13 protein-coding genes and 2 tRNA genes are annotated in these 13515 nt (G+C 71.6%); 6 read left to right on the forward strand and 9 right to left on the reverse strand.

The annotated features are described in order from the left end of the window. The 3 genes from ACI6PP_RS21165 to ACI6PP_RS21175 all read right to left on the reverse strand — a co-directional run. Positions 1–1185 (reverse strand): FAD-binding oxidoreductase (locus ACI6PP_RS21165; protein WP_421113686.1); only part of this gene is annotated, 1185 nt, incomplete at its 3' end. Positions 1186–1247: 62 nt separating this feature from the next. Beyond that, on the reverse strand, positions 1248–1997 hold the full coding sequence (locus ACI6PP_RS21170) for a pirin family protein (RefSeq protein WP_421113687.1): 750 nt from the start codon (positions 1995–1997) through the stop codon (positions 1248–1250). Further along, positions 1990–2340 carry a metallopeptidase family protein gene (locus ACI6PP_RS21175; protein ID WP_421113688.1) on the reverse strand — a complete coding sequence of 117 codons (351 nt, stop codon included), beginning with the start codon at positions 2338–2340 and terminating at the stop codon, positions 1990–1992. The genes ACI6PP_RS21170 and ACI6PP_RS21175 overlap by 8 nt, the downstream gene beginning before the upstream one ends. 98 nt (positions 2341–2438) lie before the next feature. On the opposite strand from ACI6PP_RS21175, the gene ACI6PP_RS21180 reads away from it, so the two are divergent. The 3 genes from ACI6PP_RS21180 (at position 2439) to ACI6PP_RS21190 (ending at position 3337) form a co-directional block, all read left to right on the forward strand. Continuing rightward, positions 2439–2511: transfer RNA gene (locus ACI6PP_RS21180), tRNA-Glu, on the forward strand. A 78-nt stretch (positions 2512–2589) separates the two neighbouring features. After that, positions 2590–2666: transfer RNA gene (locus tag ACI6PP_RS21185), tRNA-Asp, on the forward strand. A 71-nt stretch (positions 2667–2737) separates the two neighbouring features. Then, positions 2738–3337, forward strand: coding sequence for a malonic semialdehyde reductase (locus tag ACI6PP_RS21190; RefSeq protein WP_421113689.1), 600 nt, complete (start codon positions 2738–2740; stop codon positions 3335–3337). Positions 3338–3467: 130 nt separating this feature from the next. On the opposite strand, the gene ACI6PP_RS21195 is transcribed toward ACI6PP_RS21190, so the two are convergent. From ACI6PP_RS21195 to ACI6PP_RS21220, 6 genes are all read right to left on the reverse strand, one after another. Then, positions 3468–5390, reverse strand: coding sequence for a primary-amine oxidase (locus tag ACI6PP_RS21195; RefSeq protein WP_421113690.1), 1923 nt, complete (start codon positions 5388–5390; stop codon positions 3468–3470). Beyond that, positions 5387–6751 (reverse strand): 4-aminobutyrate--2-oxoglutarate transaminase, encoded by a 1365-nt coding sequence (gene gabT / locus ACI6PP_RS21200; RefSeq protein WP_421113691.1) that lies wholly within the window; start codon positions 6749–6751, stop codon positions 5387–5389. The genes ACI6PP_RS21195 and gabT overlap by 4 nt, the downstream gene beginning before the upstream one ends. A 64-nt stretch (positions 6752–6815) precedes the next feature. Then, complete coding sequence (locus ACI6PP_RS21205; RefSeq protein ID WP_421113692.1) at positions 6816–7808, reverse strand: Gfo/Idh/MocA family oxidoreductase; 993 nt, start codon at positions 7806–7808, stop codon at positions 6816–6818. Then, positions 7805–8701 carry an ATP-binding cassette domain-containing protein gene (locus tag ACI6PP_RS21210; RefSeq protein WP_421113693.1) on the reverse strand — a complete coding sequence of 299 codons (897 nt, stop codon included), beginning with the start codon at positions 8699–8701 and terminating at the stop codon, positions 7805–7807. The genes ACI6PP_RS21205 and ACI6PP_RS21210 overlap by 4 nt, the downstream gene beginning before the upstream one ends. Then, positions 8698–9735 (reverse strand): ABC transporter permease, encoded by a 1038-nt coding sequence (locus ACI6PP_RS21215; RefSeq protein ID WP_421113694.1) that lies wholly within the window; start codon positions 9733–9735, stop codon positions 8698–8700. Before ACI6PP_RS21215 ends, ACI6PP_RS21210 begins: the two co-directional genes overlap by 4 nt. Positions 9736–9826: 91 nt before the next feature. Next, positions 9827–10789, reverse strand: coding sequence for a substrate-binding domain-containing protein (locus ACI6PP_RS21220; RefSeq protein ID WP_421113695.1), 963 nt, complete (start codon positions 10787–10789; stop codon positions 9827–9829). 213 nt (positions 10790–11002) lie between these two features. On the opposite strand from ACI6PP_RS21220, the gene ACI6PP_RS21225 reads away from it, so the two are divergent. The 3 genes from ACI6PP_RS21225 to ACI6PP_RS21235 form a co-directional block, all read left to right on the forward strand. After that, complete coding sequence (locus ACI6PP_RS21225) at positions 11003–11752, forward strand: GntR family transcriptional regulator (protein WP_421113696.1); 750 nt, start codon at positions 11003–11005, stop codon at positions 11750–11752. A 171-nt stretch (positions 11753–11923) separates the two neighbouring features. Further along, entirely contained in the window at positions 11924–12889 is a 966-nt protein-coding gene (iolC, locus tag ACI6PP_RS21230) for a 5-dehydro-2-deoxygluconokinase (RefSeq protein ID WP_421113697.1), read from the forward strand. Between the two features lies 1 nt (position 12890). Continuing rightward, positions 12891–13515, forward strand: a 625-nt coding sequence (locus ACI6PP_RS21235; protein WP_421113698.1) for a Cgl0159 family (beta/alpha)8-fold protein, incomplete at its 3' end; no start/stop codon positions are given.

Raw genomic sequence — 13515 nt, forward strand, 5'->3', positions numbered from 1 at the left:
CTCCCGCACGGGGACCGTGCCCCAGAAGCCGGCGTTGACGTACGTCTCGCCCGCCTCCAGGGGGTACAGGGGCCAGGTCCGCGCCGAGCCGGGACCGGCGGGCTCGCGCAGCCGCAGCGGGCACAGCCAGACCGGCCGCATGCCCACCTCGGCGTCGAACCAGGTGCAGAACTCCTCGGTGCGCGACAGCGGCACCTCGATGTCCTGGATGACGCGCTCGCGCGCCGGGAGCCCGCGACGTCGCTCGAGGCCCGCCACGATCTCGTGCCGGGTCTCGAGGGCGACGAGTCGCTGGTAGACGTCGCTGCGGCGCCAGCGCCGGGGCCACAGCCGGCGCACCAGCGGGCGGTCGAGACCGAACGCGCGCGAGCACCAGAACCAGTCGTCGTCCCAGCGCCACACGTAGTCCTCGGTGCGCATGGTGGTGCCGCGCGTCTCCTGGACCGTGCGGTAGAACGCCCGCGGCTCGAGCACCCCGGTGCGCGGGACGGTGCCGGCGGGTGCCGCCGTGGCGACCACCAGGTAGGCCTCGCCCGGGGAGAACACCACGGCGTCCATGCCGTGCACGGGCGTGCCGCGGTGCTCGCCGGTGCGTGCGACGTCGTCGATCGCGTCAGCGAGGTCGCCGACCCGGTCGAAGCGCACGTGCGTGGTGGCCAGCACGGGTGCGACCGCCTCGAGCTCGATGCGCAGGCGCGTGGCGTAGCCGAGGCTGCCGTAGGAGTTGGGGAACGCGGCGAACAGGTCGGCGTGCGGGCCGTCGGGCGACGCGGTGACGACCTTGCCCGAGCCGGTCATCACGTCCATCTCCAGGACGGACTCGTGCGGCAGGCCGTTGCGGAACGACGTCGACTCGATGCCGAGTCCGGTGACGGCGCCGCCGAGCGTGATGGTCTTGAGCTGGGGGACGACGAGGGGCAGCAGACCATGGGCCCACGTCGCCTCGACGAGGTCCTCGTAGGTGCACATGCCCTGCACCTCGGCGGTGCGGGTCGCGGGGTCGACCTCGATGACGCCACCCAGGCCGCTGACTTCGAGACCCGGCGCGTCGCTGGGCGTCCGCGTGCGGAACAGGTTCGTCGTGGCCTTGGCCAGCCGCACCGGCGCGCCCACCGGGATCTGCTCGAACGACGACTCCAGCGCCGCCACTGCGCGCTCGTGCGCGCGCCACCCGACCACGGACATGGGTTCACCTTAGGACGTGTGCTGCCTGCAACGACAGCCGGAGACGGGGCGTGAGTCGCGCGTCACGAGGCGGGCGGATCGTCCGTCCGTGGGAGCGACCAGACCAGGACCTCGCTGTCCGCCCACGCGACGAGGGTGCGCGCGGGCGCGGCGGGCAGGCGGACGGTGTCTCCCGCGCGCAGCGTGCCGAGGTCGTCGAGCACGACGCTGCCGCGCGTCAGGTGCAGGTGCAGGGGCACGTCGGCGGGCAGCCGGAGGTGGTCGTCGGTGTCGAGGATCGCCACCGACATCACGACGCCCTCGCGCACCGTCACCGCCGGGAAGAGGATGCCGCGAGCGCCCTCGGTCCAGGCCTGGCGGTACACCGGCGGCTCGGGGTCGGCGCGCAGCTGCTCGTCGCTGGGCGCGAGCTCCATCTGCACGTACCGCAGCGGCACGCTGTCCGACGCGTTGCGCTCGGAGTGCTCGACGCCGCTGCCCGCGCTGAGGTGCTGCACCTGCCCGGGGTGCAGGCGTCCCCTCTGGCCCGTGGAGTCCTCGTGCGCGAGCACGCCCTCGAGCACCCAGGTGACGATCTCGACGTCCGCATGGCGGTGGGCGTCGAAGCCGCCGCCGGGCGGGACGAGCTCCTCGTTGACCGCACGCAGCGGCCCGAACGAGAGGTTCTCCGGGTCGTAGTGGTCGCCGAAGGAGAAGCTGTGACGGGTGGTGCTGCCGTCGGCGCGCGTGGTGGTGGCGCGGTCATCGGACCGGGCCAGACGTCCGCGGCTCGGGTCGGGGGCCGGCTGACGGCGCCACGGGAGCCTAGGCATAGCCCAGCTCGTGCAGGCGGTCGTCGTCGATGCCGAAGTGGTGGGCGATCTCGTGGGCCACGGTGATGCCCACCTCGCGCACGACGTCGTCCTCGGTCTCGCACATCGCCAGGATGTTGCGGCGGAACACCATGATCCGGTCGGGCAGCGCGCCGGCGTAGGACGAGTCGCGCTCGGTCAGCGGCACGCCCTCGTAGAGCCCGAGGAGGTACGGGTCGTGGGGCGGCGCGTTGTCCTCGACGAACAGCGCGACGTTGTCGAGCAGCCCCACGAGCTCGTCGGGCAACGCGTCGAACGCGGCCTCGACGAGCCGCTGGAACCGTTCCTCGTCGACGTCGACCACGGGTCCATCCTCGCCCACCGGGCCCCGTTTTGGCGCAGCGGGTACGGACCCCCTATGCTTGCGGAGTCCCTGACGGCCTCACCGCCTGAAGACCTCTGGCCCTCATCGTCTAGGGGCCTAGGACGCCGCTCTTTCACAGCGGTAGCACGGGTTCGAATCCCGTTGGGGGCACCTGCAGAACGGCAGTCGGCAGCATGTAGTGTTGCCCCCGGCCGCAAGGCAGAGCACAACAGAACAGCACACAGACAAGGCCCCGTGGCGCAGTTGGTTAGCGCGCCGCCCTGTCACGGCGGAGGTCGCGAGTTCGAGTCTCGTCGGGGTCGCCAGCAACACCAGTGTGAGCAGTGCAACGCAAGGCCCGGGAGGATCCTCCCGGGCCTTCGTCGTTGTACCGGCCATGACCTCGACGATCGAGCACGCCCTGTCCGAGGACGCGCGCGACCTGCTGTTCCGCGACGCCCGCACCGCCAACACGTTCACCGACGAGCCGGTGTCGGTGGAGCAGGTTCGCGAGGTCTACGAGCTCACCAAGTTCGGGCCCACCGCCGCGAACACCCAGCCGCTGCGGATGCTCGTCGTCGGCCCGGAGTCGCGCGAGCGACTGCTGCCGCACATGTCCGACGGCAACCGCGCCAAGACCGCCGCCGCGCCGATGGTCGTGGTGCTCGCCGCCGACGTCGACTTCCACGACCGCATGGGCGAGGTCTTCCCGCACAACCCGGGCGCCCGCGACTGGTGGCCCGACGCCGACTCGCGCGCCCGCGCCGCCGTCCAGAACGCGTCCATCCAGGCCGGTTACTTCATCACCGGCGTCCGCGCCGTCGGTCTCTCCGCGGGCCCGATGGGCGGCTTCGACAAGCCCGGTCTCGACGCCGACCTCCTCGCCGGCACCACCTGGCGCTCGCAGATCGTCGTCAATATCGGCCACCCCGGCCCCGACGCCTTCCGCGACCGCCTCCCCCGCCTCCCCTTCGCAGACGTCGCCCGCGTCCTCTGACGGCCACTTCCCTCCCGAGCACCCCGCCCCGTCGAGGTCCGAGTTCTGCAACGCATGGCTGATCGATGCGTTGCAGAACTCGGACCTCGGCGCGCCTTGAGGGGGTGAGGGGGTGGTGACGGGGTGCGCGTCAGTGGCAGGAGTGGCCGTGAGTGGCGGGTGAGGGCTCGACGTCGAGGGACGGGTTGCGGTCGAAGAAGCCGAACGGCTTGAGCCAGAACGAGACGGTGTCGGCGGGCATCACGGGCCAGTCCTCGGGACGCGTGACGTGGTGGATGCCGAAGACGTACCAGAGCACGACGTCGGTGTCCTCGAGCGGACGGTCGGCCGCGGTCCAGGCCGGCAGGCCCTCCCCGGGCCCGCTCTGGTTGACGAACTCGCCCGCGGGCCAGCGCTCGTCGGGGTCGTTCGGCGTGACCCACAGCGTGTGGCCGATGACCTGGGCGCGCTGCAGGACGGGCGCGTCGGGGTGGAACATCGACGGGATGGCCGCACCCGGCACCAGCTTGTAGGCCGGGTGGGTGCCCAGGCCGTTGACGGCGCCGTCGTTCTGCACCTTCCAGCCGCGCTGGGTCTCCCACGAGTAGTCCTCGCGCGCCTCGGACTCCCGACGCAGCGGCGTGCTCACCTGGCGCAGCGCCAGGCCGTCGGGGTTGTCCGGACCGATGGGGTCGATCTGGGTCTCGGACCGGTAGACGGTGTTCTGCCTGCCGTCGACGTCGAGGTCGAGCCGCGCCACGATGAAGTGCTGGTGGTACGGCGCGTAGGTGCGCTGGTCGACGAGCGTCCCGTGCGGGTGGGCCTGGCCCTCGGCGACGTGCGTGACGACCATGATCCCGGTGGCGCGCACCTCGCACTCGATGTTGCCGTCCTCGTAGAAGCGCCAGTACGTGAGGTACTCGTAGTTGGCGACCGTCACCTGGAACGAGACGACGAACCGGCGCATGCGACGCACCTCGGCGCCGGCGTCGTGGTCGACGTGCTTCCAGATGACGCCGGCGTCCTCCTCGTGGATGCAGACGGCGTTCTCGATCGTGACCGGCGCCCCGGTGCTGTCGTGCAGCACGGCGTCGAGGTAGCGGATCTCGCCCAGGCAGTCGCAGCCGAGCGTCAGCGACTGGGTCATGAAGCCCAGGCCCCACTCGCCGATGTCGAACGCGGTGCGGCGCGCGTGGTCGGGCGAGGGGTCGCGGTAGGGCACGACCATCTCGCTGAACGAGAGCCGGTGCGCGACGGACCGCTCGCGGCCGGCGTCGTCGTAGGTCACCGCGTGCAGGACCAGGCCCTCGCGGTGGTTGAAGCCCACCCGCATCGACCAGTTCTGCCACTGCAGGCGCTGGCCGTCGACGGTGAACGAGACGCCCTCGGGCTGGGTGATGTCGAGCTGCTTGCGCTCGGGACGGTGGCCCTTGAGACGGTCGGGCACCAGGCGCGGCACGTACTCGCCCATGACCTCCGGCCGCGGCACGTCGCCGTCGTCGGAGATCTCGAGCACCTCCATCGTCGACAGGTCGACCACGCAGTGCAGACCGCCCACGGGGCCCGCGTACGGGTTCGCGCCCGCCTCGGCCTTGACCCAGGTGTCGGTCCAGCCGATGCGGCGGCCCTCGTACTGCGGCGGCACGTGCGAGGCGCCGTAGGTCCACGTGTCGTGGAAGACGAGCGACAGGTCGGTGATGCCGCGCGCGGCCAGTGCCGCGGTGACGCGCTCGTCGGCGGCGACCGCGGCGTCGGCCTCCTCCCACTCGTCGACGGTGACGTTGGCCTGCACGCCCGGCACGTGCTCGAACGAGGTCACGGTGCCGGCGTCGAGGTCGAGGCGCGCCTTGTGCGTGGAGTCGGCGCCCTTGCGGAAGACGGTCGCGAGCGCCTCGCGCACCGGACGCGCGCCGCCGCCGTCGAACGCGGCCAGCGCGTCCTTGCCCGGCTCGGCGAGCTCGACGTTGGCGAACCGCCAGCCCTCGTCGGTGCTGACGGCGTGGTCGCGCGCCAGCAGCCGCGCGACCTCCTCGAACTCGGTGGCGACGAGGGGGTCGAGCGGGTGGGAGGTCATCGGGCGGCTCCGAAGGCGTCGACGAGCACGGTCAGGCCCTCGTCGAGGAGGTGGTCGGGCATGGACAGCGGGGGCAGCAGGCGAAGGACGTTTCCGTCGGTGCCGCAGGTGAGGACGATGACGCCGGCCGCGTGGCAGGCCGCGGCGACCTGCTTGGTCAGGGCGGCGTCGGGACGGGTGGTGCCGGGCTCGACGACCTCGACGGCCACCATCGCGCCGCGACCGCGCACCTCGCCGATGCGCGGGTCGGAGGCCTTCAGGCGGCCCAGCACGTCGTGCAGGCGCGTGTTGATCTCGCGGGCCCGCTCGAGCAGGCCGTCGGCCTCGATCGTCTCGATGACGGCGAGCGCGGCGGCGCAGGCCAGCGGGTTGCCGCCGTAGGTGCCGCCCAGGCCGCCGGTGTGGACGGCGTCCATCATCTCGGCGCGCCCGGTGACGGCCGACAGCGGCAGCCCTGCGGCGATGCCCTTGGCGCTCACCACGAGGTCGGGGACGATCCCGTCGTGCTCGGAGGCGTACATCGCCCCGGTGCGGCCGAAGCCCGACTGCACCTCGTCGGCGACGAACACCACGCCGTTGGCGCGGCACCAGTCGACGATCGCGGGCAGGAAGCCCTCGGCCGGGACGATGAAGCCGCCCTCGCCCTGCACGGGCTCGATCACGACGGCCGCGAGGTTGGCCGCGCCGACCTGCTTCTCGATGACGTCGATGGCGCGCGCCGCCGCGTCGGCGCCCGACAGCCCGTCGCGGAACGGGTAGGACAGCGGCGCGCGGTAGACCTCGGCCGCGAACGGCCCGAAGCCGTCCTTGTACGGCATGTTCTTCGCCGTCATCGCCATCGTGAGGTTGGTGCGCCCGTGGTACGCGTGGTCGAACACCACGACCGCCGAGCGGCCCGTGTGGTGGCGCGCGACCTTGACGGCGTTCTCGACGGCCTCGGCGCCGGAGTTGAACAGCGCGGTGTGCTTGTCGTGGTCGCCGGGCGTCAGCCGGGCGAGCTCCTCGGCGACGCGGACGTAGCCCTCGTAGGGCGTGATCATGAAGCAGGTGTGGGTGAACGCCGCCACCTGCGCCTGCACGGCCTCGACGACGCGGGGCGCGCTGTTGCCGACCGTGGTCACGGCGATGCCGGACCCGAGGTCGATCAGCAGGTTGCCGTCGACGTCCTGCACGACGCCGCCGCCGGCGGCCGCCGCGAAGACGGGCATCGTGGTGCCGACGCCCGACGCGACCGCCGCCTGCTTGCGCGCCATCAGGGCGCGCGACTCGGGCCCGGGGATCTCGGTGCGCAGCAGGCGCTCCTGCGGCAGCTCGGGGCCGCCCGTCGCGGTGCTCCCGGGAGCGGTGGTGTCCAGCGTCATGTCTCCTCCTCCGACGGTGCGCCGGCGAGGCGCAGGTGAAACCTACCCCCCGCCGGCGACGACGTCAGGAGGCGTAGAGACGCGGCACCGGCGGGAGCTCGACGCCCTGCCGGGAGCCGGCGTGCAGCGAGGCGATGCCGGCCGACGCGACGACGTTGGCGACGTGCCCGTCCCAGGCCGTGGGGCCCGTCGGCGTGCCGCCGAGCGCGGCCTCGACCCACTCGTTCAGCTCGATCCGGTAGGCGTCGGCGAACCGCGCCACGAAGCTGTCGCCGATGGGCGTCTCGTCGGCGCCGGCTCGCTTGTGCGTCACCAGCTGCGGTGCCGCCAGGCTGGTGGTGCCGCGCGTGCCGACCACCTCGCAGCCGACGTCGTACCCGTAGTGGGCGTTGACGAAGACCTCGACGGTGACCAGGGTGCCCGACGCCATCTCGATGACGGCGAGCTGCGGGTCCGCGAAGCCGTCGGCGACGGGGCTGCGCACGTCGATCGAGACGATCTCCTCGCCGAGCAGCCACCGCACCGTGTCGAGCTCGTGGATCATCGAGCCGGTGATGAGGTTGTCGCTCGACGTGCTCGTGTGCGAGACGGCGTTGCGGTGGACGCAGTGCACCATCCGCGGGATCCCGACGGCGCCGCCGAGCGCCGCCTGGCGCAGGGCGACGAAGCCGGGGTCGAAGCGCCGCATGAAGCCGACCTGGACGTAGCGACGTCCCGCCGCGGCCTCGGCCTCGACGACGCCGGCCGACTCCTCCGACGTCAGCGCGAGCGGCTTCTCGCACAGGACCTGCTTGCGCGCGTCGATGCAGGTACGCACGAGGTCGGCGTGGGTGAAGTCGGGCGACGCGATCACGACCGCGTCGACGTCGTCGGAGCGGACCAGCTCCTCCCCCGACCCGGCGACCTTGGCGCTGACGCTGCCGGCGACGTGGTCGGCACGCTCGGCGTCGGCGTCGTAGACCATCGTCACGCGCGCGGCGGGCACGTGGGCGCTGAGCACGCGGACGTGCTCCGAGCCCATCGCGCCGGCGCCGACGACTCCGATGCGCAGGCTCATGCCTCCGCGTCCTCGACGGCGATCTCCATCTTCTTGGCGACCTCGGAGTCCGGGCCCAGCTCGCGTGAGAGCTCGTGGCTCAGGGCCTCGAGCTCGGCGCCGCCGGCCATCATCGCGGTGAGCTCGTCGAGGGTGATCTCGGACTTGGGGAAGTCGCCCATCGACTTGCCGCGGCGCAGCAGCATGAACCGGTCGCCCACGGGGTAGGCGTGGTGCGGGTTGTGGGTGATGAAGACGACGCCGAGGCCGCGCTCGCGTGCCTTGGCGATGTACTTCAGCACGACGCCGGACTGCTTGACGCCGAGCGCCGCGGTGGGCTCGTCGAGGATCAGCACGCGGGCACCGAAGTACACCGCACGGGCGATCGCGACGCACTGGCGCTCGCCGCCGGACAGGGTGCCGATGGGCTGGTCGACGTCGCGCAGGTCGATGCCCATGGCGGCCAGCTCGGACTTGGTCGTCTTCTTCATCGTGGCGACGTCGAGCTTCTTGAACGGGCCGAACCCGGTCGTGGGCTCCGAGCCGAGGAAGAAGTTGCGCCACACCGGCATCAGCGGCACCACGGCGAGGTCCTGGTAGACCGTCGCGATGCCGAGGTCGAGCGCCACGCGCGGGGACGCGAGGTGGCGGGCCACGCCGTCGATGTTCAGCGCCCCGTCGGTGTGCTCGTGCGCACCGGCGAGGATCTTGATGAACGTCGACTTGCCGGCGCCGTTGTCGCCGAGGACGCAGGTGACCTCTCCGGCGCGAACCGAGGTGGTGACCTCGGACAGCGCGATCACGCTGCCGTAACGCTTGCCGATGTCGACGACCTCGATGATCGGCGTGCCGGCCTCGGCCGGCTTGGTCAGGTCGGGGTGGGCCTCGTGGGCCGGGGTCTTCGTGTCGCTCATCGTGACGTCTCCGCTCGCTTGCGAACCCATTCGTTGAGAAGGACTGCACCGAGGAGCATCACTCCGAGGAACGCGCGCAGCCAGTTGTTGTCCCACCCGGCATACACGATGCCCTGGTTGGTCATGCCGTAGATCAGCGCGCCGAAGGCGGCACCGATCGCCGAGCCGTAGCCGCCGGTGAGCAGGCAGCCGCCCACGACGGCGCAGATGATGTAGATGAACTCCTGGCCCACACCGGTGTTGGCCTGGACGGTCGAGACGCTGAACAGCAGGAGCATGCCCGCAAGCCAGCCCGCGCCGGCGGTCGTCATGAACAGGCCGACCTTGGTCTTGAAGACCGGCACACCGATCTGGCGCGACGCGGTCTGCGCGCCGCCGACGGCGAAGATCCAGTTGCCGACCTTGGTGCGCAGCAGCACCCAGGTCGCCAGGGCCGTGACGCCGATCCACCAGAACACCGACGCGTAGACGTTGCCGCCGAGGACCGAGATCGCCGAGCCGAAGACGGCCTTGGGCTGGTCGTAGAACGGGACGTCGGCCATGCCCTGGATGGCGACCTGGCCGATGATCGCCTTCGGGACAGCGAGGTCGATGCCCTGCAGCACGAAGAACGTGCCCAGCGTGACGATGAAGCTCGGCAGACCGGTCCGCATCACCAGGATGCCGTTGATCGCCCCGATGCCCAGCGCGAGCGCGAGGGACACGACCATGGCGGCCCAGATGTTCAGGCCGTACTCGGTGGTCAGGACGCCGACGACCAGGCCGGTGAAGCCGGTCATGGCTCCGGCCGACAGGTCGAACTCGCCACCGATCATCAGCACCGCGACCGCGACGGCCATGACGCCGATCGTGGACGACGTGCGCAGCCAGGTGGACGCGCCGCCCGCCGTGGCGAAGGTGTCGGTGACGACCGCGAAGAAGATGAACACGGCGATCGCCGCGATGAGAGCCCCGATCTCGGGGCGCTTCAGCAGGCGACCGACCAGTGAGGTCGTCGCGAGCCTTTCGTCAGGTGCTGCGGTGGCGGTCGCCATGAGTCACTCCTGGCTCGTGGGGGTGTGGACGTGCAGGTGGTGCGGTGCCCGGGGGCGGCCGGCGACGCGCCGGTCGCCCCCGGGCGGGTGATCAGCGGGTGCCCTCCTCGGCGAACTTCAGCACGGCGTCGGCGTTGTCCTTGGTGATGAACGCGGGGCCGGAGTTGATCGGCTGGCCGCCGCCGACGTCGTTGCCGTTGATGCTCTTCAGGTACAGGACCGAGACGCCCTCGTAGCCCTGGACGAACGGCTGCTGGTCGACCGCGAAGACGATCTTGTCGGACTGGATGTCCTTGATGACGTCCTCGGAGAGGTCGAACGTGGCGACGCGGGCGCTGCTGCCCGACTCCTCGACGGCCGCGACCGCGTCGATCGCGTACTGGCCACCGAGGGTCAGGACGCCGTCGATGCTCTTGTCGGACTGCAGCTTGGAGGTGATGGTGGCCTGGACGGCGTTGTCGTCCGTGCCGTCGACCTGCAGGTTCTCCACGGTGCCGCCCATCGTCTCGGCGGTGGCCTTGCAGCGGGTCTCGAGAGCGACGTTGCCGGCCTCCTGCACGACGCAGAGGACCTTCTTGAAGCCCTCGGACTTGAGGCGCTCGCCGACGGCCTGGCCGGCGATGTCCTCGGACTGGCCGACGTGCGTGATGGCGCCGAACGCCTTGGAGAACTCGATGCCCGAGTTGATCGTGACGACCGGGACGCCGGCGGCCACGGCGGCCTCGACGCTGGACTTCAGGCCGTCGGGGTTGGCCATCGAGACGACGATGCCGTCGACCTTGTCGGCGACCGCGCCGTCGATCAGGGCGGACTGCTTCGACGGGTCGGGGTCCGAGCTGTACTCGACGTCGACCCCGTAGTCCTCGCCGGCGCGCTCGGCGCCGGACTTGACCCGGTCCCAGAACGCGTCGCCGGGGGCGCCGTGGGTGATGACCGCGTAGGTGAGGTCGAGGTCGGACGAGTCGGCAGGGCCGTCGCTCTGCCCGGTGCCGCTGCACGCGGCGAGCGCGATGGCGCCGACGGCCGCCAGGGCGGCGAACCTGAGCTTCTTCATGGGGGCGTTCTCCTTCGAGGGGGGCGGGCCGTGGCTGCCGGCGTCGGGGGCGATCTGAGCGCTCCGGCGACGTCCGGGGCTGACGGCTGTCCCGAAGTGTGCGCTCCCTCACAACGCGTTGTCAACACTTTGTCAGGACATCTGGACGCCCAGACACCCGAACCCGTCCGGGGCTATGCTGCGTCGACCCCCGCCCCCAGAAGAGGTCCGACCATGGCGAGCACCGGCACCAAGCCGCCCATCACGTTGAACCGCTCGAGCCCGGTGCCCCTGTACTTCCAGGTGGCCGAGCAGCTCGAGCGGGCGATCCTCGACGGCTCGATCGCCGCGGGCGAGCGTATCGACAACGAGATCAGCCTGGCCTCCGACCTCGGCCTCTCGCGGCCGACGATGCGCCAGGCCATCCAGGTCCTGGTCGACAAGGGCATGCTCGTGCGCAAGCGCGGCGTCGGCACCCAGGTCGTGCACGGCAAGATCAACCGCTCGGTCGAGCTGACGAGCCTGCACGACGACCTCGTCGCGGCCGGCGAGGCGCCGCGCACCGAGGTGCTGGTGCTCGAGCGCCGCCCCGCCGACGAGGAGGTCGCGACGGCGTTGCGCCTCGAGGTCGGCGAGCCGATCTGGTTCGTCGAGCGCCTGCGTCGTATCCGCAGCGGGCCGCTCGCCCTGATGCAGAACCATCTCCCCGCGTCGAGCATCGACCTCGAGGCCGTCGACCTCGCCGAGGTGGGCCTGTACGCCGCCATCCGCGGCGCCGGCATCCACATGCGCGTCGCCCGCCAGAAGATCGGGGCGCGCCGCGCCGACGCGCGCCAGTCGCGCCTGCTCGAGGAGCCCCGCAACGCCCCGCTCCTCACGATGGAGCGCACCGCGTACGACGACGCCGGCCACGCCGTCGAGCTCGGGCGGCACGTCTACCGCGCCGACTCGTACGCCTTCGAGCTCACGCTCGTCGACCGCTGACCCCCGCCCCCACCGGGCCTCTCGCGGCGGATCGGGGCAGGTCGGGACGGGCAACTTTGTCAGGACACATATTTGTCCTGACATACTGTTGACGTTGCCCTGGACGGCTCGTAGTGTTTCGTCCAGGTCACACCCCGATCCCCCACACCCCCGATGCGAGGAAGGTCCGCGATGACGACGTCGAGCCAGGCCCCCGAGGTCCTGACGTACGGACGCGCCGGCGTCGACATCTACCCGCTCCAGGTCGGTGTCGGGCTGGAGGACGTCGAGTCCTTCGGCAAGTTCCTCGGCGGCACCACCGCCAACGTCGCGGTCGCCGCGGCGCGCCTCGGCCGGCGGGTCACCGCGCTGACCGGCGTCGGCGACGACCCGTTCGGTCGCTTCGTGCGCCGCGCGCTGCGCGAGCTCGGCGTCGACGACGGCCAGGTCGTCGTCCACCCCGACCTGCCGACGCCGGTGACGTTCTGCGAGATCTTCCCGCCGGACGACTTCCCGCTGTACTTCTACCGCAAGCCGGCCGCGCCGGACATGCAGATCACCACCGACCAGGTCGACCTCGACCTCGTCCGCGAGGCAGGCCTGCTGTGGGTGACCACGAGCGGCCTCGGCGAGGAGCCGAGCCGCCAGACCCAGCTCGACCTCCTGGCCGCGCGCGACCGTCGCCGACACACCGTGCTCGACCTCGACTACCGCCCCATGTTCTGGGAGTCGCCCGCCGACGCCACCGAGCAGGTGCAGAAGATCCTGTCGCAGGTCACGGTCGCCGTCGGCAACCGCGAGGAGTGCGAGGTCGCCGTCGGCGAGTCCGACCCCGACCGCGCCGCCGACGCGCTGCTCGACGCCGGCGTCGAGCTGGCCATCGTCAAGCAGGGCCCCAAGGGCGTGCTCGCCAAGACCCGCGACGAGCGCGTCGTCTCGCCGCCCATCCCGATCGAGCCGGTCAACGGCCTCGGCGCGGGCGACAGCTTCGGCGGCTCGCTCGTCCACGGCCTGCTCGCAGGCCTGCCGCTCGAGCGGCTGCTCGTCAACGCCAACGCGGCCGGCGCCATCGTCGCCTCGCGGCTCGAGTGCTCCACCGCCATGCCCACGCAGGACGAGATCGACGCGCTCGTCGCCGAGCGCACCCAGGAGGCCTGAGATGTCGCTGTTCTCCAGTGACGGTTTCGTCACGGACCAGGACCAGCTGCGCGACGTCCGCGCCACCGACCCCGGTCGCGTCAAGCGGCTCCTCGCGAGCCGCAGCCGTCGTCCGCTGCTCCCCGCCGACGGCCGCCTGATGATCGTCGCGTGCGACCACCCGGCCCGCGGCGCGCTCGCCGCGTCGGGCCGCCCCGACGCGATGGCCAACCGTCGCGACGTCATCGACCGCCTGCGCACCGCCCTGTCGCGCCCCGGCGTCGACGGCGTGCTGGGCACCGCCGACGTCCTCGAGGACCTCCTGCTCCTCGGCGCGCTGGAGGACAAGGTCGTCTTCTCCTCGATGAACCGCGGCGGCCTGGCCGGCTCGGCGTTCGAGATGGACGACCGGATGACCGGGTACGACACGCGGTCCACCGTCGAGTCCGGCTTCGAGGGCGCCAAGATGCTCACCCGCATCGACCTCGAGGACGCCGGCTCGCTCGCCACGCTCGAGGCGTGCGCGCAGGCCGTCACCGAGCTCAACCGCGCCGAGCTCGTCGCCATGGTCGAGCCGTTCATGTCGCGCCGCGTCGACGGCAAGGTGGTCAACGACCTGTCCGTCGAGGCCGTCGTCAAGTCGATCG

This window comes from Solicola agrisoli (genome assembly GCF_049059935.1).
Classification (GTDB): domain Bacteria; phylum Actinomycetota; class Actinomycetes; order Propionibacteriales; family Nocardioidaceae; genus JAURVT01.

Excerpts from the sequence above, each read along its gene's own strand:
- gabT (WP_421113691.1), bottom strand. The coding sequence starts at position 6,751 with ATGACGCTGGACACCACCGCTCCCGGGAGCACCGCGACGGGCGGCCCC.
- ACI6PP_RS21170 (WP_421113687.1), bottom strand. The coding sequence starts at position 1,997 with ATGCCTAGGCTCCCGTGGCGCCGTCAGCCGGCCCCCGACCCGAGCCGC.
- ACI6PP_RS21210 (WP_421113693.1), bottom strand. The coding sequence starts at position 8,701 with ATGAGCGACACGAAGACCCCGGCCCACGAGGCCCACCCCGACCTGACC.
- ACI6PP_RS21190 (WP_421113689.1), top strand. The coding sequence starts at position 2,738 with ATGACCTCGACGATCGAGCACGCCCTGTCCGAGGACGCGCGCGACCTG.
- ACI6PP_RS21220 (WP_421113695.1), bottom strand. The coding sequence starts at position 10,789 with ATGAAGAAGCTCAGGTTCGCCGCCCTGGCGGCCGTCGGCGCCATCGCG.
- ACI6PP_RS21205 (WP_421113692.1), bottom strand. The coding sequence starts at position 7,808 with ATGAGCCTGCGCATCGGAGTCGTCGGCGCCGGCGCGATGGGCTCGGAG.
- ACI6PP_RS21195 (WP_421113690.1), bottom strand. The coding sequence starts at position 5,390 with ATGACCTCCCACCCGCTCGACCCCCTCGTCGCCACCGAGTTCGAGGAG.
- ACI6PP_RS21215 (WP_421113694.1), bottom strand. The coding sequence starts at position 9,735 with ATGGCGACCGCCACCGCAGCACCTGACGAAAGGCTCGCGACGACCTCA.
- ACI6PP_RS21225 (WP_421113696.1), top strand. The coding sequence starts at position 11,003 with ATGGCGAGCACCGGCACCAAGCCGCCCATCACGTTGAACCGCTCGAGC.
- iolC (WP_421113697.1), top strand. The coding sequence starts at position 11,924 with ATGACGACGTCGAGCCAGGCCCCCGAGGTCCTGACGTACGGACGCGCC.